The 22,877-nt window shown below is 59.9% G+C and carries 17 protein-coding genes; 12 read left to right on the top strand and 5 right to left on the bottom strand.

Going from position 1 to position 22,877, the window contains the following annotated elements:
- The first annotated feature begins 286 nt into the window (after positions 1-286).
- From NZK35_RS19240 to NZK35_RS19200, 9 genes are all read left to right on the top strand, one after another.
- Positions 287-1,483, top strand: coding sequence for a TIGR03032 family protein (locus NZK35_RS19240; RefSeq protein WP_259634148.1), 1,197 nt, complete (start codon positions 287-289; stop codon positions 1,481-1,483).
- Between the two features lie 277 nt (positions 1,484-1,760).
- On the top strand, positions 1,761-5,840 hold the full coding sequence (locus tag NZK35_RS19235; RefSeq protein WP_259634147.1) for an ELWxxDGT repeat protein: 4,080 nt from the start codon (positions 1,761-1,763) through the stop codon (positions 5,838-5,840).
- Positions 5,841-6,008: 168 nt separating this feature from the next.
- Positions 6,009-6,491 carry a hypothetical protein gene (locus tag NZK35_RS19230; RefSeq protein ID WP_259634146.1) on the top strand — a complete coding sequence of 161 codons (483 nt, stop codon included), beginning with the start codon at positions 6,009-6,011 and terminating at the stop codon, positions 6,489-6,491.
- 261 nt (positions 6,492-6,752) lie between these two features.
- On the top strand, positions 6,753-7,430 hold the full coding sequence (locus NZK35_RS19225) for a hypothetical protein (RefSeq protein WP_259634145.1): 678 nt from the start codon (positions 6,753-6,755) through the stop codon (positions 7,428-7,430).
- 12 nt (positions 7,431-7,442) lie between these two features.
- A complete protein-coding gene (locus NZK35_RS19220; RefSeq protein ID WP_259634144.1) occupies positions 7,443-8,288 on the top strand; it encodes a sugar phosphate isomerase/epimerase family protein in 846 nt (281 codons plus the stop codon).
- Positions 8,285-8,662, top strand: a complete 378-nt coding sequence (locus tag NZK35_RS19215; RefSeq protein WP_259634143.1) for a histidine kinase — start codon at positions 8,285-8,287, stop codon at positions 8,660-8,662. The genes NZK35_RS19220 and NZK35_RS19215 overlap by 4 nt, the downstream gene beginning before the upstream one ends.
- An 80-nt stretch (positions 8,663-8,742) precedes the next feature.
- Positions 8,743-9,516: a PIG-L deacetylase family protein gene (locus NZK35_RS19210; RefSeq protein WP_259634142.1), complete on the top strand. Its 774-nt coding sequence runs from the start codon at positions 8,743-8,745 to the stop codon at positions 9,514-9,516.
- Positions 9,513-10,463 carry a glycerophosphodiester phosphodiesterase gene (gene glpQ, locus NZK35_RS19205; RefSeq protein WP_259634141.1) on the top strand — a complete coding sequence of 317 codons (951 nt, stop codon included), beginning with the start codon at positions 9,513-9,515 and terminating at the stop codon, positions 10,461-10,463. The genes NZK35_RS19210 and glpQ overlap by 4 nt, the downstream gene beginning before the upstream one ends.
- Before the next feature lie 58 nt (positions 10,464-10,521).
- Complete coding sequence (locus tag NZK35_RS19200; protein ID WP_259634140.1) at positions 10,522-10,956, top strand: hypothetical protein; 435 nt, start codon at positions 10,522-10,524, stop codon at positions 10,954-10,956.
- 146 nt (positions 10,957-11,102) lie between these two features.
- On the opposite strand, the gene NZK35_RS19195 is transcribed toward NZK35_RS19200, so the two are convergent.
- Together NZK35_RS19195 and NZK35_RS34730 are read right to left on the bottom strand one after the other, a co-directional pair.
- Entirely contained in the window at positions 11,103-13,349 is a 2,247-nt protein-coding gene (locus NZK35_RS19195) for an HlyD family efflux transporter periplasmic adaptor subunit (protein ID WP_259634139.1), read from the bottom strand.
- Between the two features lie 10 nt (positions 13,350-13,359).
- A complete protein-coding gene (locus NZK35_RS34730) occupies positions 13,360-15,564 on the bottom strand; it encodes an efflux RND transporter periplasmic adaptor subunit (protein WP_259634138.1) in 2,205 nt (734 codons plus the stop codon).
- Positions 15,565-15,919: 355 nt separating this feature from the next.
- Here NZK35_RS34730 and NZK35_RS19185 point away from each other — a divergent pair, with 355 nt between their 5' ends.
- From NZK35_RS19185 to NZK35_RS19175, 3 genes are read left to right on the top strand one after another with little or no spacing between them, the layout of a single operon-like run.
- The gene (locus tag NZK35_RS19185) at positions 15,920-16,528 is read left to right on the top strand and encodes an RNA polymerase sigma factor (RefSeq protein WP_259634137.1); all 609 of its coding nucleotides are present in this window, start codon (positions 15,920-15,922) and stop codon (positions 16,526-16,528) included.
- Complete coding sequence (locus NZK35_RS19180) at positions 16,525-18,921, top strand: WD40 repeat domain-containing serine/threonine protein kinase (RefSeq protein ID WP_259634136.1); 2,397 nt, start codon at positions 16,525-16,527, stop codon at positions 18,919-18,921. Before NZK35_RS19185 ends, NZK35_RS19180 begins: the two co-directional genes overlap by 4 nt.
- Before the next feature lie 29 nt (positions 18,922-18,950).
- Positions 18,951-19,235, top strand: a complete 285-nt coding sequence (locus NZK35_RS19175; protein ID WP_259634135.1) for a hypothetical protein — start codon at positions 18,951-18,953, stop codon at positions 19,233-19,235.
- Positions 19,236-19,820: 585 nt separating this feature from the next.
- Here the strand turns inward: NZK35_RS19175 and NZK35_RS19170 are convergent.
- From NZK35_RS19170 to NZK35_RS19160, 3 genes are read right to left on the bottom strand one after another with little or no spacing between them, the layout of a single operon-like run.
- Entirely contained in the window at positions 19,821-21,542 is a 1,722-nt protein-coding gene (locus NZK35_RS19170) for a hypothetical protein (RefSeq protein WP_259634134.1), read from the bottom strand.
- Entirely contained in the window at positions 21,535-22,485 is a 951-nt protein-coding gene (locus tag NZK35_RS19165) for an ABC transporter ATP-binding protein (RefSeq protein ID WP_259634133.1), read from the bottom strand. Before NZK35_RS19165 ends, NZK35_RS19170 begins: the two co-directional genes overlap by 8 nt.
- A 4-nt stretch (positions 22,486-22,489) precedes the next feature.
- Entirely contained in the window at positions 22,490-22,873 is a 384-nt protein-coding gene (locus NZK35_RS19160; protein ID WP_259634132.1) for a GntR family transcriptional regulator, read from the bottom strand.
- Between the last annotated feature and the right edge of the window lie 4 nt (positions 22,874-22,877).

Raw genomic sequence — 22,877 nt, 5'->3', positions numbered from 1 at the left:
AAAAGTGCAAAACTGGAACTTAGGCTGCGGTCGAGGGTTACCCTCGCTAACGGCATTGTTGTTTACACCACCGAAGAAACGCTCCCTGGCAGGGAGGGTCGAGCGGAGCGAGGGGAGGGGCGATTGGTTGTCGCTGCGTGATTTCGAGCCTCAGCAACCCTCCCCGCGTCGTCGCAAACTCCTCCGCGACCCTCCCAGAGGGAGGGTGGCTTTGAAACCCAAACGACCTCGCGGCTCGGGGCGTTGCCGGACCGATCGAAGCTCCCGTTCAACCCCAACGAAGTCGATGGACAACCAGCAGCAACCAGCAGCCGGCTCGGACGATGCCGCGGCGGGCGGCCCCGAGCGGCCCACCGCGATGCGCGAGATCAATTACCGGCACAGTTCGAAATTCGTTCCGTTGCTCGAACACCTCGGTTGCTCGTTACTCATTTCGACCTATGCGGCGGGCAAAGTCGTCAGCGTCGGTGCCTGCGACGGTCAGCTTCATTTGGGGTTTTCGAATTTTCAACAGGCGATGGGGATTGCGCCCCCGAGGCAGGCGTCCGATGCGGTCGGGGTGAAGACGTCATCGATCGCGGTCGGGGGGCCGAACGTGATTTGGTTTCTTCGCGATGGCGGATCGTTGGCGCGCCAAGTCGATCCGGCGGGGACCTATGACCGCGCCTACCTTGCCCGAGAATCGTTTGTGACGGGCAACATCCATGTGCATGAAATGCAGTGGGGAGCCGATGGCCAATTGTGGATTGTGAACACTCTGTTTTCTTGTCTCTCGACGTTGCACGAGGATTTTAATTTCGTTCCACGCTGGCAGCCCCCGTTCATCACGGAGTTGGCGCCACAAGACCGTTGTCATCTCAACGGATTGGCGATGGACGAGGGGCGGCCCAAGTATGTCAGCGCGTTGGGAACGAGTGATGCGGCGCGTGGCTGGCGCGAAAACAAGTCCGACGGCGGGGTGCTGATCGACGTGCCCAGTGGGCAGGTGGTCGCGGGCGGTTTCTGTATGCCCCATTCTCCGCGGTTGCATGACGGAAAGGTTTTCATGCTTGACAGTGGTCGCGGAAAACTGGTCACGATCGATCCACATCGCGGCCAAGCCGACGAGGTGGCGTCCTATCCGGGTTATGGACGCGGGTTGGCTTTCCATGGCCGGTACGCCTTTGTGGGCATGAGTCGTGCGAGGGAGACCTCTGTTTTCGGAGGCGTGCCGATCTGTCAGGATCGCGATTCGATGCGTTGTGGCATTGTCGTGATCGACTGGATGTCCGGGCAGAGTCTTGCGTTTCTGGAGTTTGAAAGCGGCGTGGAGGAGCTGTTTGATGTTCAGGTGATGCACGGCAGCAAGCGAACGGTCGTGTGCGGGCCCTATCCACGAGAGGATCAGCAACTGCCCGTTTGGGTGGTCCCGCGCGGCGAACAGGTCGATGCGATCCTCGGTGGAGCGAATGGCGAGTGCGTTCAAAGAAAACGGACCTGCTGAATCGTCCGATTTTGCGGCCTTGAACGCGCGGTTTGTCTATACTGCCACCCTTGTTCTTCGGTGAAGTCGCATCAAGTCGCCTTGGGGGCCGCATCGGCCGCTCTCAACGTCGCCTTCCATGGGGCCGTTTCCGGCTTGGGGTCGGCGCCGCAGCACGTCGGTGTTTACGCCTGCGGTTTGCTTCATCCTCGTCACGCTAAACCTCTGTTGAGAAGCCCCTATGGACGGATTGCGATCGCGACGATCGGCCGTGTCGCGGTTCCCTTTGCGGACACGATTGTCTGGACCAAGCGATGCAAAACGGCATCGAACGCGTGTTCGTCGTACGCGTCGTCGGCGATTGGGGTCGGCGATCGAATCGCTGGAGAGCCGTCGTCTGCTGACGTTCGCGATTGACCTGTTCCAAGACATCAACATGCTCGGCGTGTCCTCGGGGATCGATGAGCTGGTTTCGTTCGGCGATGAATCGTTCTTCGTCGCCGATGACGGCGTGCATGGAACCGAGCTTTGGAAAACCGACGGGACGGTCGACGGAACGGCGATGGTGAAAGACCTGTTGCCGGGACCTGACACGTCATCGCCGGCGGAATTGACCGTGCTCGGAAACAAATTGTTTTTCACCGCATTGGATGAGGGCGGCGAAACCGATTTGTGGAAAAGCGACGGAACCGAAGCGGGGACGGTCAAGGTCTTTGATGCCGATGCGGTGGGCGTGTATTACTTGACCGACCTGACCGCGTCGGGATCGAAGCTGTTTTTCACGGCGTACCAACCGGAGTTTGGAGGCCAACCGGCGACCGGATATGAGCTTTGGGCGCACGACGGCACGTCGGGAGGCACCGCGTTGGTCAAAGACATCAATCCCGACCAACAGGTGATCGATCGTCCGCAAGAGCTGACCGACGTCAATGGCACCTTGTTTTTCACCAGTTACGACAATGGATACTACAACCGCGAGCTTTGGAAGAGTGACGGGACCGCAGCAGGGACGGTGATGGTGAAGGATCTGGGGATTGATCCAGGCACGGATCCCGGCACCGCCGACGATGATCCCACGGTCAGTTCCAATCCTACGTACTTGACCAGCCACAACGGGCTGTTGTTCTTTGCCGCCGAAGACTTCACCGATGGGGTGGAGCTCTACAGAAGCGATGGAACCGAAGCCGGCACGGTGCGGGTGTCGGATTTGAACCCGAACGGTTCGTCATACCCCGAAGAGCTGACTCCGTTCGGGGCGGAGTTGTTTTTCTCGGCCAGCGATGGAACCAGCGGACGCAACTTGTACAAATCCGACGGCGCCACGATCACGTTGGTCGCCGACACGACGCTCGGTCTCGGTTCATCCACTCCGTTCGAGTTTCAAGTGGTCGGCGACACGTTGTTCTTCGTCGCCAACGGGGCGGTACCCGCAACGACGATCTCGGTGAGTTCGCCGACGATGACGGCAGACAATTCTCGCGTGGTCAATGGCAACTATGCGGGGATCGTCGCCGAGACGGCGACGGCTTACGGTGGGACGTTGTCAGGGTTCAACGCATCGATCCAGTTCAACAGCACCGCACAGGGCGGATCCAACGACAATCTGGGTTGGGTCTCGTCGAGCGCCCGCATCGGTGACTCGGGCGTCGGGCTGCAATCGATCGAAGTCGGCGATTTGTACGTCGAAGACATCGACAACAATGGTGAGCTGGCGGTCAACGCGTGGGAATGGACGATTGCGGATTCCGCCGGTTTGACGAATCTCCGTTTTTCCGGATTCGCGTCGGGGAACGGATTGGCCGATGCGACGTCGGGAAGTGAAGAAGGATTGTTGTTCGAGTTGTTTCTCAACGGCAGCACGACCCCGGCAAGCTCCACGACCGTGTCAGGCCCCGAGCTGGATAATTGGTACCTCGGTCGAGATGCCAACAATGTCAATCTGACCAATCCCGGCGGTGCGACGGTGACCACCGCAACGGTTCGATTGTCTTTCGGCAATTCGACGTTCCCGGGTTTCCCGGATGAGTCCACCGAAGCGTTTGTCGTCGGTGCGACGTTGTCGGCTGATTTGAGTGTCGGCACGACCCAGTTGGTAGATGCGGGGCGTGAACTACACAAGACCGATGGGACGACCGGTGGTACCAAGATCGTCAAAGACATTGTTCCGAGGGGCAGTTCCAATCCGTTTCAATTGACCCAGGTCGGCGACAAGTTATTCTTCGCCGCCGATGACGTCCTCGTCGACGGTTTGGAGCTTTGGTTGTCCGATGGAACCGAAGAAGGAACGGTGCAAGTCATCGACTCGTTGCCGGGCAATGACCTGTATGGTGCTCCGTTGGATGGTGCACCGAGGTTGTTCGGTGAACTCAACGGCAACTTGCTGTTTACGACGACTGATTTGGCACGCGACCGTGAATTGTGGATCACCGATGGCGATCCGTTGAATACCGAAATGCTGGTCAATCTGAATCCATCGACCGCTGACGCCGACGTCAGAGATCTGGTTCCATTCGGTACGGACATCTATTTCGTCGCCGATGATGGGCTCAACGGCGAAGCGATTTGGAAAGCGGATACCGTGGCCGGAACGGTTGAATTGTTCGAAGATATTTCTCCGTCAAGCACCGACCGGATCTCGACCCTGACGGTGTACAGCGCCCTGACCGAACAAGTCGTTTTCTACAACAACTCGCTCGGCACCGAAGGAGGCGTTTACCTGACCGACCCGAACGGTCCGACGCGACAGTTGTCCGATCGACGTCCCGTCCCACTGGATGAAGACGGGACGATGTTTGTGATTTCCAACGGGCTGATTTACTTCGTGGCCGACGACGGCGTCAGCGGGAACGAGTTGTGGAAAAGTGATGGCGGCGGTCCGGCCGAGAGGGTCTGGGACTTGATCCCGGGTTCGGTGGGAAGCAATCCGATGGAACTGACGGCGCTGGAGAGTTTTCTTTACTTCTCTGCCGATACCTCCGCGGAGACGGTGACCGACGGCGTCGATCGCAAGGATATCGGCCGCGAGTTGTTCAGGACCGATGGGACGTCGGTCAGTTTGGTCCGAGACATCAATGCCGTCGTGGACCCGAATGATCTCAATCGAACGTTTGATTCATCACCCGAGGAGTTGACGGTGGTGGGGACCGAGTTGTTCTTCACCGCAGACAACGGAATCAACGGGCGCGAGTTGTGGCGAAGGGATAGCTTGGGGAACACCCATCTCGTTTCGGACATTCGCAGCGGAGGCAACAGCTCGGATCCGGTTGACTTGACCGACGTCAACGGGACGCTTTACTTCTCCGCCAACAACGGCTCAGACGGGGTGGAACCCTTCCGCTCCGACGGCACCGGCGATGGCACCAGCCAGATCGCCAACATCCATTCGGGCGGCGGATCGAGCAACGCCGGCGGTTTCTTTCCTGCACTCGGGGAGGTTTACTTTGCCGCCGATGATGGAACCGTTGGCGAAGAGTTGTGGAAGACCAGCGGAGTGGCCGGCAACGCGACGTTGGTGTCGGACATTCAATCCGGCGGCGGCAGCGGGCCGGTGCCGCTGTACGACACCGGCAAGCGATTGCTGTTCAGTGCAGCCGGTACCACCAACAACGACCGCGAGCTGTGGGCGACCGATGGCAGCGACGCCCTCACCTTGTTGGTGGAAGATCTGTATCCGCCGGAGTTCTTTGGCAGCCATCCGCGAGAGATCGTCCAGATCGGCGGCAAGTTGTATTTCACCGCCGAGAACGGTCCCTTCGGACGCGAATTGTTTGTGCTCGAGGAAATCTCGCCGTCGGTGGTCGACTTGATGGTCGGCGGTGATTCCGGTGCGCCGGTTGAGGAGTCGCAGCGTTCGACGCTTGATCAGGTGACGGTGGTGTTTGACGGCAACGTCGATGTGCCGGCCTCGGCGGTTCAGCTGATCCATCGTGACACTCAAACGCAGCTGACGTCGTTGATCGTCGCCAGCCGTTTCGAATCGGGGCAGACGTTTGTCGAAATCACGTTCGGCAGTGGGCCGTCGGTGGTCGATCGAGACCCCGGCGGAACGACGGGGCTACGCAACTCATTGGCCGACGGCAATTATCAACTGACCTTGCTCGCCGCCCAGATCTCGTCGCCGGTCAGCGGAGCCGTGATGGCGGGGGACTACGACCACGGAGCTGTCCAGGCGGATCGATTCTTCCGGCACTATGGTGATACCGATGGCGACCGCGATGTCGACGGCCAGGACTACGGCCGGTTCGGGCTGACGTTCTTGCAGCCGATGGGCGCGTCGGCGTTTGATGAATCACTCGATTTTGACGGCGATGGTGATGTTGACGGCCAAGACTATGGCCGCTTCGGTCAACGGTTTTTGAAAACGCTGGGTTTCTCGTGAGGGGGGCCGTCGGCTGAGCATCGTTTGACATTCGCCGCGAGCATGCCTGTGTCCGCGCGGCTGCCTCGGCAGGTGTGCCAAACGAGCGCGGAGAAAACGCGAGCACGGCAGTAGCGGCGAGCTAGAGTTCAGCACGCCACGCTTTCCCTCTCGCCGCCGCCGCCGACGATGTTCGCCCGCTCGATCACGAACCCCCAACAACGACCGGATTTGATCCGCCGCTGGCGGTGTGGACGCATCGTGATGCAAGCGGGCAAGCTGGTGCGGATCGAGCGACGCTGGATCTGCGGCAGCGTTTCGATGGCGCAGGTCTGGTGGCAGAGTCGTTACGGGCGACCCGACGACGATCTGTGTTGGTTGGATTATCACCAGCCGTTGGGGATGCCGTCGTTCTTGACGCTGGATTATGTTCGCAGTGGCCGCCGTGCCGGCTACCGGTCATTCGTCGGCGCCTGCCACGTGTTGCACGAAATCGCACGGTTGCGGGGCGCTTCGGCGATCGTCGCCCACGTCTCCAACGGTTCGATCTCGGACCGATTCTTGGAACGCATGGGATGGGAGCGACATCTGCAGCACTGGTCGGGGCGGCACTGGATCCGCCGGTTCTACGACGGGTATCCGCAGGCGGGGGTCGAGCGGTATCTTGCCTAGTGGTGCGTCAGCGTTCAATGTTCGGGTTGCGTTTGTCGAGCGGAAAAGGGGGCGGGTACCAAAAACCAAATGGCCCGAAGGGTGCTTCGCATTTTTGGTACCTGACCCCTTTTCCGCGGCACCCTAAGTTTGAAAGTTGACGCATCACTAATGCCGAGCGGGCAAAGGTTGTCTGCTTGGTGACGCTGCGGCTCAGCCCCCGAGGGTCGTTGCCCCGAGTGGTTCCTGCCCCGCCCTGTCCCGCATGAATTCCTGCCCCGCATGAATTTTCTCTCCCACGCGATACCGTATCTGGATCACCCGCTGGTCGCGGTCTGTACCGGTGTGCCGGATTTTTTGAGCGTGGTGGACCGCAAGATTCGCGCCCGAGAGCGGATGGCGACGGCGGCGCTCGATTCGGACGACGATGCGGTGCGGGACGTCGCGACCGGGATTCTGCATCACATACGTGACGATCGCTGGTTTCACAACACGACGGTGTTCGTCGAGTCCAATTTGCAATTGGCCGTGGGGCTGCGAGATTTATTGCCCGGTGATCGCGGATTTCGCCCGATGTTCGTCGGTCACATTCTGATCGAGATCTTGTTGGATGCGTTTTGGATCCGCGATCGACCCGAGCTGATCGAGCGATATTATCAACTGGTCGATGACATGTCGCCGGAATTGATTCAGCGGTGCGTCAATCAGATCACCGGGAAACCGACCGACCGATTGGTCGGCGCGATCCGTCGCTACGCCGAAGCCCGGTTTTTGTACGACTACGTGGACCACCGCCGGCTATTGATGCGGCTCAATCAGGTGATGCGGCGTGTCGGTTTGGCCGAATTGCCGGATTCGGTTTTGCCCTGGCTCCAAGAAGCCAGCGAGTTGGTAGAATTCCGGCGTGTTCGATTCCTGACTCCGCCCGACGGATCGACTCTATTTCCACCCATTCCCTAGGATGAACGATCAATGAAGTACGGCATGAATCTGCTGCTGTGGAGCGGCGAAGTCACCGAAGCAATGTATCCGGTTTGCGAAAAACTCAAGTCAGCCGGTTTCGACGGCGTGGAATTGCCGATTTTTAATTTGGATTTGGATTACGCAGCGATCGGCGCGGAGCTGGATTCATTGGGGCTTGGCCGCACCGGCGTGACGATTCGCGGCGAGGAAGACAATCCGATTTCTGCCGACCCCGCAGTGCGTCAGAAAGGAATCGATTTGACGAAACGGACGTTGGATCTGTGTGCCGCGGCGGGCGTCGAAACGCTCGTCGGTCCCTACCATTCGGCGATCGGGGTGTTCAGCGGCGCCGGCCCGACCGACGACGAATGGAAATGGGGCGTCGAGAGCATGCGGCAGGTCGCCGAACATGCCGGTCAAGTCGGTGTGCGGTTGGGCGTCGAAGCGTTGAACCGGTTCGAATGTTACCTGCTCAACTGCCATGCCGATTCGGCGCGATTTGTGCGCGAGGTCGATCATCCGGCCTGTGGCATGATGTACGACACCTTCCACAGCAACATCGAAGAAAAAAGTGTGACCGATGCGGTCCTGGCCGGCGGCGACAAACTGTTTCACATTCACATCAGCGAGAACGATCGCAGCACACCCGGAAAGGGTGGAATCAATTGGAAGGATAACTTTGATGCGATCGCCAAGAGCGGCTACAACGGCTGGCTGGTGATCGAAGCGTTCGGATTGGCGCTGCCCGAAATCGCGGCGGCCACAAAGATCTGGCGCAAAATGTTTACCGACGAGATGACACTGGCCACCGAGGGTCTGGCGTTCATGAAATCGGAATTGGCGAAACGTCAGTGAGCCAGACGCCTGTGAACCAAACGAGCGATATTGACGGCGCACCCGCCGTCGTCTTTTTATCGGGTGATCTGATGTTTGCCTCGCGGGTTCGCGCTGCGGCCGAGGCTGAGGGGCTGGAGTTTCAACTCGCCGCGTCACTGCCCGACCGCGGTGACATCCGCTGCGTGATTGTCGACCTGTCGACGCGCAGTGGTGTCGTCGAGGGATTGATGGAGCGGTGTCGTCAGGTTTGTCCCGACGCGAAAGTGATGGCGTATGGACCGCACGTTCAAGTCGCCCGATTGGACAAGGCCAAGCAGGCGGGGATTCCCGTGGTCGTGACACGCGGGCAATTTGATCGATCCCTCGGCTCGCTCTTTAACAGTGCTGACTGACAGCGATGAAAACTAGTGATTGTCCGGAAGCAGGGCCGTGGTTGGTTCTCGCATCCGGCGATGAATGAAAGGAGATTTTGATGCCTTCGGTTCTTGCCATTGCCGCTCACCCAGACGACATTGAGTATCTGATGGTCGGCACGATGTTACAGCTCGCGCGGCGCGGTTGGGAGTTGCACTACGTCAACCTGTGTGACGGTTCGCGTGGCAGCACGACGATGGACCGCGAAGAGTGCGCGCGGACGCGTTTGGCCGAAGCCAAGAACGCGTGTCAAATGATGGGGGCGACGTTTTACGATCCGATCTATCCCGACATGGCCGCGACCTACAGCTTCGAGAATCTGGCCAAGGTCACCGCGATCGTTCGGACGGCCAAACCGTCGGTGGTGCTGACCCATTCGCCTTCGGACTACATGGAAGATCACGAGATCGCCTGTCGTCTGGCCGTCAGCGCCGCGTTTTCGCATGGCATGCCCAATCTGGTCAGCGATCCGCCGGTCCCGCCGTTCTATGAACCGGTCACGGTGTATCACTGCCAGCCGGTCGGCAATCGGACTCCGCTGGGCGAGCTCGTGACGCCCCATTTTTTCGTCGACCATTCCGATTTGATCGACAAGAAAGTCGAGCTGCTCGGCTGTCATGCCAGCCAGAAGGAATGGTTGGATGAAAGTCAGGGGATGGACAGCTACCTGCAGACGATGCGGGACATCAACGCCGAAACGGGACAGATGAGCGGCAAATTTGAGTACGCCGAGGGCTGGCGGAAACACCTTCACTGGGGATTTTGCGGTCCCGACGATGACCCATTGCGAAGCAGCTTGGCCGACGTCATCGTCGAGGCGAATGCGCCATGACCGCTGAGCGGACGCCGATCGTGATCGCGCACCGTGGTGCGAGCGGCTATGTGCCTGAGCACACGCTGGTCGCGAAAGGAATCGCCCATGCGATGGGCGCGGATTATTTGGAGCAGGACGTGATTGCGACCAAGGACCATCATCCGGTCGTGCTGCATGACATTTATCTGGATACGGTGACCGACGTCGCGAGGCGCTTTCATGGACGTAGTCGTCCGAACGGCCGTTATTACGCGATCGATTTCACCCTCGCCGAACTGAAGACGTTGGAAGTCCTGGAGCGGTTCGATCACCGCAACGGGCGGAATGTCTTTCCGGGACGCTATTCCGGCGGCGCCGGCGGGTTTCGGATCTGCACGTTGGATGAAGAGATTCGTTTCATCCAAAACCTGAATCGGACGACCGGCCGCCAGGTGGGCATTTATCCCGAGATCAAGCAACCGTCGTGGCACCGCGATGAAGGCTGTGATTTGACCAGCATCGTGCTCCAGTCTTTGGATCGATTCGGTTATCGGGACAAGAGCGACAATTGTTTCTTGCAGTGCTTCGATGAATTCGAGGTCCGTCGGATCCGCGAGGACTTGTCCTATCAGGGACGCTTGATCCAGTTGGTCGGTGACGGGCACGACGCCCGCTCGGGAACCGATTACAGCCGTATGAAGACGTCTGAGGGGCTGGCCGATTTGGCGAAGGTCGTCGATGGCATCGGCCCCAACCTGGCCGCGATCGTCCGCTGGGATGATTCCCAGGCGGCGAAGCTGACCGAGCTGGTGGCCGAGGCGCACCGATTCGGTTTGGCAGTGCACCCCTGGACCGTGCGGGCGGATGACTTGCCCAAGGGATGCGCGACGCTGCAGCAATTGATCGACACGCTCCGACAAGCCAAGGTCGACGGTCTGTTCAGCGATCATCCGGATCAAGTGCTGACTTGCTTGGCGGCCTGTTGATTTCATCGGAGTCCTTCCCGTCATCCATCCACTCACGCCTGATCCGACGAATTGACTCATGCATAAAGATTCAAGCGCGATCATGTTTCTGCTGCGCTGTTCCATGCTCAGCGTGGTTGCTTGCTCGACGACGTGGCTAGGTGTTTCCTTTGCCCAGGAGCGACAGACGGACAATGCGGAACAGATCGGCCTGTACATCGATTCGTTTTGTCGCGGCGGCACGCCATTGCCGGTACCTGGTGCGATGGCGACCGACGGCGAGACGGTCCGATTGTCGTACACCAGTGCCGTGCCTCTCAAGTCTGCCCAATTGCACGACACGACAGATACGGGGCTGCGTTCAAAACGCGATTGGCAAAGTCTTTCCGCAGAAATCGCCAGCGACGAAGTCACCGCGCCCCGGCCGCCCGCCAGCGCCAATACCTGGTTTATCGCATTGACCGATCAGCGCGATGCGATGGTGACGACTCCTGTTCAGTTTGCCAATCAGTGATCAACCGGCGGACGTGGCCACCGACTGCCCGCACGTTGATCACCCACAACAGTGGCGTGAGCTTCCAGCTTGCGACTCCGGCACCGCAAGGTGCCCGCCCACACCATCCTGCGCCGCGTTAAAAACCCCCTTCCCCTTTTTGTCTTTTACCGGAACCGCAGCAACCGATTCAGAAATCGGACGGTTCTGCCAAGAATGGAAATCGGTTCGGCGGTGATCCTGGCCGAGACGTCGGCTCCGGTTAGCAACGCGTCTTTGGCGATGGGGTCGGTCGTGTCGAGTTCCACGCGGACCACATACGATGTTTCAGTCGGCGTCTCCATCCGCGTCGCCTGTTCATCGTCGCGTCGTTGTCGGTTGTCATCGATCGTCCATTGTTTGGATGAGATTTCGGCGACAGAGCCGGTCAACGGATGCGCGGGGTCGGATTCCAATATCAACTTGACCTCGTTGGAAACCTTGATGCGTTGGACTTGGGAAGCGGAGACCACGAGTTCGGCATCCCAGCGGTCAGCGCCGATCACGGTGAACAATTCGGTGCCGGGTTCGACATAACAGCCGCGGTTTCGAGGCTCCGTCGGATCGCCGCTCCAGCGGGTCAGCGTCAAATCCGTCGCTCGGGCTGAGGCGGGATCTGTGGTCGCTGGACGTCGCGGCGGTGCGATCAAACGTCCCGCCGCCGGCGAGCGGATCTTTAATGCCTGACGACGACGTCGATGCGTTTCGAGTTGTTGTTCCAGTTCGACGAGCATGGCTTCGGCCACCGGCAATTCGTTGGCGGCATCGGGAAGTTTCAGGCGGCTGGATTTCAGCGTTTGGACCAGTTCCCGTTGGGACTTCACCCGCGCTTCGGTTTTCGAAAATTGATGAACGACTTCGGGGTTGGACAGCGTCGCGATCAGATCACCTTCGTCCACCGACATGCCGGCCGAGACGACCAAGTCGTCCAGATGACCTCCGGTGGCAATGTAGATCGGAGTCTCTTCGCGGGGTACGACGCGGCCGTCGGCTGACTCGCCGGACGGAAATGGAATGCTTGCGATGACCAGCAGTGTCGCGATCACCAATCCGGAACGGATCAATCGATTCATGCGAATCTGTCTCCTTTTGCCAGGGTGGCGGAGAAACAAAACGGGACCACGGAAGCTGGACACGAGCAAGCCGCCGGCGGCGACGATGCACAGCACGATGCCGATCGATTCCAACCGGTAGGGACGCAGCATCAACATCAGAAACCACAAGATCAGCAGCGTGAGTGCCCAGCGATACACGGTCGCCATCACGGCGTAGACGACCAACCAAAATCGTTCCCGGCGGCCGATCGATTGTTCGTCGGGGGCTGCGACGCCACACAACACATGTGCCGCCAGTCGCGACGTCAGTTCACGTGACTTCTGGCCCAGGTTGGGTACATCGCACAGGTCGGACAACACATAATAACCGTCGTAACGCAGCAGCGGATTGGCGTTGAACAAGACCGTGCTGACGCTGCAAACGACCATCACATTCATGGCCAGCGAATGAATCAACGACGGCCCCGTGGATGCCCACAGGAGCGTCGCGATCGATGCCAAGAGAACTTCGGTGCCGATGCCGGCCAGTCCGACCGCGGCACGGGCGAAGCGGTTCGGCAACATCCAGGAATCCGACGTGTCGCAATAGAGCGCCGGGGTAAACACGAGCAGCATCGGGCCGATCTGATGGCACTCCCCGCCGAAACGTTTGCAGACCAACGCGTGCCCGAGTTCGTGCAGCACCTTGGTGGCACCCAGGACGGCGGCCAGGGTGAAAACGCAGCGCAGTTGGAACCACTGTTGCATCGAGGGGAACTCGGCCGCGAAACGATCCCAGTTGGAGGCCAGCGTCAGGATCGCCACGACCGCGAGGAGCGACATGGCCGCCAAACCCGCGGCGCTCACCAGCGGCCGGACCAGGGGGTACAAACGCCGCAGCAGCGGTTCGGGGTCGACGCCTGGGAATCGCAGGAACAGGATGCTTGAAAATTGTTGGGTGATGCGTCGTCGTCGATCGGACTGTCGTTTTTCCAACAATCGATCGCCCTGCCCTGCCCTGTCCGAAACGGTCAACCCGAGTTGATGGAGTCGAAACAGCAAGTCGTTTAATTGTGACAGCGTGACCTTGGCCGGGCGAAAGCGTGCCTGGTATTGGTCACGAAGCGATTCGAGCGAAACACCCCGACACAGCCGCTGGAGCACGAACCATTCGTCGTCGCGCAGGCGGTGATACTTCATCGCGATCGGATCTTTGACGACGACCGCGGAATCGTGTTTGTGTTCGGTTTTTACAAACACCAGATCCGGGCGTTTGCGCAAACCGATCGGTGATTTCGCGGAGCTTTGCGATCGGTGGTGACGAAGCGGCGTCAGCGTCATCGTATCGGTGTCATCGCACGTAAAAGAGAAGGTTGCGATGGACGAAGTCGGCGACGTCCCCGAACCAGCTGCCCAGAATGGAGCGTCGTCCACAACGGATCTTGGCCGTCGCCTCGACACCGTTGTGCGCATCGGCTGAGGCAAACGTTTGCATCCCGAATCGGCGATCGGCGTCGACTGGCGGATCGACCGTCGCGATGGCATCGATCACGGTGGCGCCCTGTGCGTTTCGTCTGGCCGCGCCGGAGACGGACTGGAGTGTGGCGACGAAGGTTGATTCGGGATGGGATGCGGCGGCGAATTCGACCTTCAGTGCGTCCTCGGCGGTCGACGCGCGAAAGATTTCGGCGGCGTCTTCGTCAGGAATTTCCAGCCGCAGCTGCCAGGGGCCATCGGTGCGAACGATGCTCAGCAGATGATTGCCCCGCGCGACCGGCCGGTCGGACAGTTTGCGTTTGAGTTGCCACGCCGACACCACGCCATCGATCGGAGCGGTGATCTGCAGTTCGGAGAGTTGGTTGCGAACAAGATCCAGCTGGCTTTGCAGGTTGTTCAGCTCGCTTTGCAGTTGGCGTTGTTCGATCGCCATCCGACCGGACTGTTTTGCATCGGTGGCCGGATCCAGCAGCATCGATCGGATTGACGTCAGACGCTGCGCGGTCGTCTGGATTTCACCCGACAGCGATTCGGCGGTGGATTCCAAGTCGGCGTTTTCCAGACGCATCAACAGGTCACCTTCTGCGACCTGTTGGCCGTCGCGGACATAGATTTCTTTGACGACTCCATCGGTACGTGCGAAGACATTTTGTTGTCCCGACGGTTCGGCGAATCCCGTCGCAATGATCTTGTGATCGACTTGGATCATCGTCGCCGCGATCAGCAGCATGACTATCGCCATCAGTCCGAGCGTGGTGTACGGCAGACGACGTCCGCCAAACCAGTCGCCGAGGGATTTCAGGACACGCAAGCCGAAGATGCGTTGGTGCTCGCGAGAATTCGCCAGCGCCATTGCGGCTTCGGCAGCGATTTCACGCATCGCCGCGGTGGGGTCGACTTCGGCGTCTTCGGAAAAAGACTCCAGCAACAGCACTCCGATCGGTTCGGCGTCGCTGAAGAGGTCGTCGGTGAAATCGGCGTGTGACGGTTCCACAACCTCGCCGGCGGATGATCGATTTCGATCGTCGTCTGTCGCCTTGGACGTGAGGGGCTGATACAGCGGCATGATCCATACCGAGGCGACGTCCGTTTCTTCCAGGTAGTGATCGAGCGGATCGGCCAGCTGTGGCGGCAGCGGGTCTGAAGAAGGCAGCTTGATCGGCCTGCCCAAGACCAGGGCACGCTGCGCAAGCGTCTCCGCGGCGGCGATCGCGTTGGCCCGTCGATCGACAACGGCAACGCCGCTGACCGATTCGACGCGCAGCCGGCGACCCTTGGCGACCAAGACCGTGACTCGATCGAACGCCAGCACTCGCCGGGTTTCATTGGCGATCCGATAGGCGGTGGCGGTGACATCCAAATCGCGATGGAAGTGGCGCAACGCACGCTCGCCACCGGCAGCGATCCCCGTCACCGGCAGCTCTTGTTTCGCGTGATCGTCGCGGTAGCTGTGAAGCGCGATCCGGCAGCAGCCGGCGAATTCGGCCAACTGCCTCAGTTGACGAATTTGAGCGGCGACGTCGGGGACGTGGCGATCGGCGTAGATCAGCAAGACGGCGCAGGGTTCGCGTCCGTCCATCAAGCGGACGTGCAACCCGCGAGCTTGATTTCTCGAATCTGGTCCGGTTGATTCAATCGACCGAGAGAGCGTTTCCGAAAGCGGCGAGTCAGGCGAGGGCTGTAGTGGCAGATCGCAAGCGGTTGCGGCCGAGGTGGAAGCCGCCAGCAGGTTTCCGATGCGATGGGGATCGAGCCGCCGAGTCAGCTCCGCGTCGGACGCCAGCACCATCGGCGCGGGCCAGTTGGGATGCGCGACCGCGACAACGTCCGCCGAAAACGAGGTCAGCCAGCGGCCAGCGATCTGTTTCAGGAATTCGGTCGGGCAGGATGACTGAGCGGCGATGGCCAGCACGGTGGCCGAAATCGGATCTGTTGAGTTGCGCTGCTCCAGACCTCGATCGACCTGGGCATCGGGCAGCGTCGGGGGCTCCGATTGCCATTCGTCGTGGGGAGCGGTGGGGGACGCGGCGTCGTCAGATGATTTCGTAGAACTCGGCACGGTCGTGGTTGCGCGGATCGCGAATCGAGAAACAGGGGTGGGGCGATGTGGTGAAACTAATCGGATTACCGCGCAGGACGCAAATTACCGTGGGGCTTCCGCCATGAATTCTAAACGGGGGGGCGATGGGGTGGGATGTTCGGGTCGGGAGGGAGACGAAGAATCCCAAAAGACAGGAATTCCAAACTTGACGTTGTAAGAGAGCGAGTTCCGTCGGGTAGTTCTTGCGGAGGAACGTGCCGACTGTCATGGTCGGTTCGGTCGCTATACTGTCTTGCACAATCGCACGCTTGGTTTTTTGCGCCGTCACCGCCGGTGGCCGAGTGGACCGAACTTCAAAATTGAGACAGACAGGGTGAGCGAATCTCCTGTGACGCGAGCGACGCTCCTTTTGAGGCTTCGCGACGCCAACGACCACGAGGCATGGAGCGATTTTTTGCGTGACTATGGCCCGATGCTCTACCGATTCGTCCGCAGCCGGGGGCTGCAAGACGCCGACGCGGCGGACATCGTGCAAGACGTCTTTCGGCGGGTCGGTTCGGCGATCGGGCGGTTGGAGTATGACAAGGAAAAGGGCGGCTTCCGTTCGTGGTTGTTCACGATCACCCGGAATCGGCTCTACAGCTATTTTGAAAAGCGAAAAAAAGCCGGACCGTCGGGAAATGATACGGCTCAATTGGAATTGTTGTCCCAAGCTGCTGACGACCGAAATGAACTCAGCGAGCAGTGGGAATTGGAACACCTTCGTTCACTTGCTGCGATCGCAATGAAAATCGTCGAAGAAAATTCGGATCCCAAAACTTGGTCTGCCTTTCGGATCACGGCGGTCGAAGGCCGTCCGGCTGCCGAGGCGGCGAAGGAATTGTCGATGAGCACCGGCGCGATCTACGTCGCCAAAAGTCGAGTGACGGCGCGTCTCCGTGCCGAGATCCAGCGACTGGAACAAGAAGAGGAAACGCGATGACAGTTTCAGCGTGCCCGACCAAGACACAATTGAAAGCGTTGGTCGGTGGTTCGTTGCCGGAGGCGGAAGCAAGTGGTGCAACCGAGCACATCGGGGGCTGCACGCGCTGCCAAAGTGTCCTCGAATCGGTCGCGATTTCAGGCAGTGCGATCCTCCAAGGTGCCGCGGCCAAGGACATGCCGATCGAGGATCTCGTCGGGCAAGCGGTCGGGGCGCTGCCGCCGAGCGATTCAGCGTATTGGAAGGCGGTCGCCGCGGTGTCGGGCAGTGTTCACGGTCAGGACACCCCAAACGTGGACGCCAGCGTGACGCACCTGCCCGCTCGCGCGGGCGGCGAATCGGGCACGCGTGGCGAATCGAACTCCGCCGGCCCATCGGGTCAGCCCCCGGCGGGATCGGATCCGGACTTGACGCCGACGATCGAGGCGGCCACTCCCGTCGCGCTGCCGTTTCTGAAAAAATCCGACGACCCGGCCTACATCGGTCGCCTGCACCACTTCGAAGTTTCACGAGTGATCGGTCGAGGCGGCATGGGGATCGTGTTGGAAGCCTTTGATACGCACTTGCAACGCAACGTCGCGATCAAGGTGCTCAATCCCGAGTACGCCAAGAACGACGTGGCCCGTCAGCGTTTTTGTCGCGAAGGCCGTGCCGCGGCGGCGATTTCCCACGAACACGTGGTAGCGATGCATCAAGTGGCGCGCGAGGATCAAGGCGAAGTCGCGTTCCTGGTGATGCAGTACATCGAAGGCGTGACGCTGGAGAAGCGACTGCAAGACGAGAAACCGTTGCCGCCGAGTGAGGCCGCTCGTATCGCGATGCAGATCGCTGCGGGACTGTCGGCCGCGCACGGCCGCGACATGGTGCATCGTGACATCAAGCCGGCAAACATCTTGATCGAATCGGGAACCGACCGCGTCAAGTTGACGGATTTCGGTTTGGCCCGCGCGACCGATGACGTCCGCTTGACCAAGACCGGGATGGTCACGGGAACGCCGCTGTACATGTCACCCGAACAGGCCACCGGCGCGACCGCGGACGAAAAGAGCGATCTGTTCTCCTTCGGTGCGGTGCTCTACGAAATGTTGACCGGTGTGTCGCCGTTTGAAGCCCCGTCGATCGTCGGCGTGATGAAACGCATCATGGACGAAACGCCGACGCCGCCGGTGAAGCTGGATTCCAAGATCCCCTTGCCGTTGTCCGAGCTGACGATGGCGTTGATGGACAAGAACCCTGCGCGGCGCCCCGAGTCGGCTGCCTTTGTGGCCGAGACCTTGGCCGAAATCGTGACCAGTTATGGCCCGATTTCACCGTTACAGGTCCCCGCGGTCGCGAACACGACGAAGAAACTGCGACGCAGCGGTTCGCATCGACTCGTTTCCCGCAATACACTCCGCGCCGCTTGGGCAGCCGGATTGATCGGGATCGCCAGCTTGTGTGCCGCGATGATCTTTCTGGCCACCCGCGGTGAACCGGCCGCGGTCGCTCAAGTCGATGCCGGTCCGGTGTTTCCGTCAGTCGTTTTGGGCGGAAACCCGGGAACGGTTTGGGCGGTGGACTTTGACGCGAGTGGTGAAAAGGTGGTCGCCGCGATCGAAGACGGCAGCGTGCGGTTGTGGGACGTCAAACAGCAAAAGGTGTTGCGGAGCTTTGACGCCCATCGCGGAATCGTTTGGATGATCCAGTATCATCCGACCAAGTCCATCGTCGCGACCAGCGGCAACGATGGCAGGGTCAAGATTTGGGATTCCGAAACGTTGGAGCTGCTTCAGGAGTGGGACGCCCACAGTGCGGTACGTAAGATTGCGTTCTCACCCGATGGGACGCGAATCGTTGCCGGCGACCAAGACGGCATGATCCACACCTGGGACATCGATTCCGGTCAACCGCTGGCAAGCGTGACGCAACCGGGAGCGATTTTCGGCGTCGACTGGTCACCTGACGGACGCTTGATCGCATCGGTCGGCAGCGACAAGATCGTGCGAATCTGGGATGCCGAAACACTCGAAACACGTCAAACAATGCTCGGTCACTCCGGTCCCATCTACAACGTCAGATTTGCGCCCTCGGGAACCCAGGTGGCGACCGTCGGGTGGGGAAAAACCATTCACATTTGGGACACGGCGACGGGGCTGGAAGACCGTCAGCTTGTCGGCAGCAGCGGTGACAATTGGAGCGTGGCGTTTTGCGGCGATGGAACGCATGCCGTCGTCGCCAGCCAAGACGGAAAGTGTCGCATTTGGGACTTGGCCAGCGGCGAACTGGTGACCACGCTGTCCGGACACGAATCCGCCGTGCACAACGTTTCCCTGGACCCGGTCGCACACCAAATCGCCACCAGCGGCCGCGACGGAACCATCCGCGTCTGGGACTTGAGCGGGCTGCAGCAATAGCGGTTGCGACGCAGAACGTCGAGGGGAGGGTGGGGAAATTCAAACGCGAGAAACCCACATTGCTCGGCGTAGTGTTGCCACACTTTGTGATAGGGAGCTTCCGCGTGTTGCACCCCAGTCCGGATGCTTCCCACTCGGCCGCGACCGGAATAGCCCGTCCCCGGGTATCTCCATTTCTGTCCGACCTGTTCCAGGAGCTTGTCGTTGCGAACGCCGATGATTTCTTCGGCAGCCGGAGCTGCGGCGAGAAGGACGACGACAAGACAGATGGGAATGACAAGCAATCGTTTGGGAAAGCTGAAACGCATGATTGATCTCCGTGAAAGGAATTGAAAAGAGGTGTCCGGCACGAATCGCAGGGGCATCGTTAACGGGGATTCAGCAACCGTTGGTGTCTAGCTTTTAGGCGATTCCCGGTGGCTGCGTCGCAGCGACAGAGACTAGGCACCAACGGTTACTGAATCAATTCTGACTGAATTCTCCGCTGTTCGCGGCCGAACGCTGTTTTGATAGAAATGTGACTTTGATACGATGGAAATATCGATCTTGTCAGCAATCTGAGTGATGAGTCGCAGCTGCATTCCTACAATTTGAAAGGAGAATGCCTCGATGCCAGCGGGTGACGCGCAGCGAGCTTGGTTCCCGGAGATGCTTACGGAACTGGAGTCGTTTTGGAAGACGGAGAAGAGTTGGCCTGAGGTCATCTCGTTTTGCGAACAGATGACCGCGATGCGATCGGACACCAGAAAAGTGATCCGGATGAAACCGGGCGAACCGCAACGTGCGGTGGAGAGGGGGTCTCACCGACCTGATGGGCAAGGTGGCTGCGTGGGGAGGTAGGAAGATTTTGGAGGTAGGAAAATTGGCAGAATCGAATCGAGGGTCAATCGCAGCATCGATTAGGCGTGGCGGTTGTGGGCGAGACAAAGGGGCGCTAACACGATCCGGCTGTAGGGCATCAACACCGCGGTCGCCGTCACGCAGTGCCACAAGGCGACACGGTCGCTGGGCATCCATTGCCAAGCGATTGCCGCAATCAGGAACGTGCCCGCGAGATAGCCGACGAACAGTCCGATGACGGTTTGGCGCTCGGCCAGACCGGAGCGATAGAGCAGCATGGTGGCGATGATGACGAGGACCGCTTTGGTCGCTGCCAACCAGGGCAGCAGTGCCGGTAACTGGGCGATCGATTGCCACGCCCAAAGCGTCCAGGCTTCCCAATCGGGAAACCGCAAGAACTGAAACAAGAACCAACTGAAGGCGGCGAAGGCGACGGTGAACTTTGCGGCGATCATCCAGTACACGAATCGTTTCTCGTCGGTCGAACTCGCCGCGATGTTCCACGTGGTTTGGCGGATGACAAGTAGCATCGCGACAAGGACGGAGATTCCCGTGAGTCGCGTGAGGGCGTCGGGAGCGTCGAATTGCGAGCCGATCACGCGCTGCCAGGCGCCGACCATCGGTGCACTCGCGCCGGTGGTGTGCCAGATCAGCATCACGACTGGAACTCCAAGTAGCGATGCAAACCAGATCACCGTGGTGATCAGTTGATGGGTCCAGACGATCGTCGTCGTGCGGATCGGCGCCATCGCCAGCGTGTGTGGCAGGAAGTTCTCGTGCAGCCCCGACATCTTCCATTCGTTCAGGAAGATGCCTGGAAACAGAAACACGACCACCAGGAAGACAAAGGTGTCGGTTCCGGTCTGGCTGAATAGGGAGAAGAACAGGACGATCAGCAACCAGCAGGCGGCAACGATCTTCGTCCCGGATTCGGCGAATTTGGACGCTTCAAATCGCAGCAGTGCGACGATCGGTGAGATCTTCGCGGGAGGTCTCTGTGATGTCGGGGACGATGCGACCGCGGCCACGGCAGGGGAAGCGGTTTCCGCAGACGCCATCCAGCCGCGTGACTCACTGATTTGCCCGGCAACGTTGAAGCGTGCCAATCGGACGGCGCGGAGCGCGAGCAGGGTCAGCGCCGCGTAGGCCGACAGGCCGATGATCCATGCGGCGGTGATCGAGGTGGGATCCGACGGCACGTCGGAGCGTTCGTTGGCGAACGCGAGTGAAGCCGATGCGATCAGCCATGCGTAGGCGGGGACGAATAGGATTCCGATCAGCGAAAGACGTGTGTAGGGCCAGCGAAACGGGTGCCAGATGACCAGGCATGCCAAGACGAAGATCGTGGTGATTCCGATCGCCGGCATGAACCAACGCTCCAAAGGGGTTCCGAAGAACCGCGCCGTCAACGCAATGGCACCACAAATGGCGAGCGTCCAGAGCGTCTTCAGACCCAGCGGAACGGCGGCCAGTTTCCATGTTTTTACCGGCATGCGTAGCAACCATGGCAAATAACCCGTCGCCCCGCTGCTGATGTCGCCTTGTTCACTGAAGTCGAATAACGCGAACGTGATCCCGAGCAGCGGCAGCGAGAGCATGACGACGATCATCGTCGCGGTGCGTTTGAGTGCAAGTTCGCCACCGACATCGCCGTCGCTGAACACGCCCACGCTAAACAGGGCCGCGCAAACGTGGATCACCAGCAGGTAGGCGATGGCGAGGGTCAATGCCGTTCTGGAACGTGTGATCAACAATCTGGCCAGTGCAATGCTTTCAGACATGTTGCACGCCCTCCATTGGAGTCGAGGATGCCGTCGGCTTGCGTTGTACGCGACCGGCGAACCAGCGGTGAACGGTCGCCGGTTCTTGACGCACCAATTCCCAACGCGATCCGTGAGATTCGATCGAGGTGGTCGTCGACAGAGACGCTTCATTTTCGGAGTCTATCAACACCGACCATTCCGACGCGTCGCCCGTTCCGCCGAACGAGCCCGGGATCTCGGGAGCACGCGACGAAGGTGTTTCGGTGCGATAAAAACACTCGGTGTAACGCTCGGGCAAGGTCGCCGCGGGAATCGATTCCAACAGCACGCCGTCGTGCAGCAGCGCGATGTGGTCGCACACCCGATCGATCTCTTCGAGCAGATGGCTGGAAAACAACACCGTGCGGCCTTCGTCGGCCACGGTGCGGATGATCGCTTCCAAAATGTCGGCCCGCGCGATCGGGTCCAGCCCGCTGCTCGGTTCGTCCAAGATCAGCAATTCCGGTCGGTGCGCGATCGCCGCCAACAGCGCCACGCGGGCTCGGCCGCCCTTGGACAGCGACTTGAGTTTTGCGGTCGTCGACAAACCAAACATGTCACACAGTTGCGTCGCATAGCTGTCCGACCACGTCGGATAGACCGTCCGGCAGAAGCTGATCAGGTCGCGGATCCGCATCCATTTCGGCAGCGAGTCTTCTTCGGTCATGTAGCCGATTCGGGCGAGCAGCTTTTCCGGGCGGATCGTCGGATCCTGGCCGAGCACGTTGACGCTTCCGTGCAACGCTTTGAGGGAACCGATCACATGTTGGATCAGTGTCGTCTTGCCTGCCCCGTTGAGACCGACAAGTCCGAAGACGGACCCGCGGGGGATCTGCAAGCTGACATCGATCAGCGCCTGCGTTCCACGAAAGGAACGCGAGAGTGACTGGACCCGTACGGCAAAATCGTCGGCGGAAGTCATGGCATTATTCCTTTCGTTGAAGGGCTTGCTGACGTGATGCGATCAGTTCATCCAACTCGGCCGCGTCCGCGCCCAGGTGGCCGGCGAGCACGAGTAGCTTGTCGATCTCGGGCGTGAGAATTTGGCGGCGGCGCGTGCGGCTGAGTGTTCCCGATGATTCCGCGACGAAGGTCCCGGTGGTTCGACGCTTTTCGACCAGCCCTTCATGCTCCAGCTCGCGATAGGCCCGGGCGATCGTGTTCGGGTTGACCTTCAGCGTTTCGGCAAGCCCCCGGATCGTCGGCAACTCGTCACCGGCCTTGAGCTGCGCAGACAGGATTCGAAAGCGAATTTGATCGACGATCTGCTGGTAGATCGGCTGGCTGCCGGATTGGATTTGGATCAGCATCGGT

The organism is Stieleria sedimenti (assembly GCF_025060895.1).
Classification (GTDB): Bacteria; Planctomycetota; Planctomycetia; order Pirellulales; family Pirellulaceae; genus Stieleria; species Stieleria sedimenti.
The sequence above is the reverse complement of the archived record's forward strand: the minus strand, read 5'-3'. Positions and strand labels throughout refer to the sequence as shown.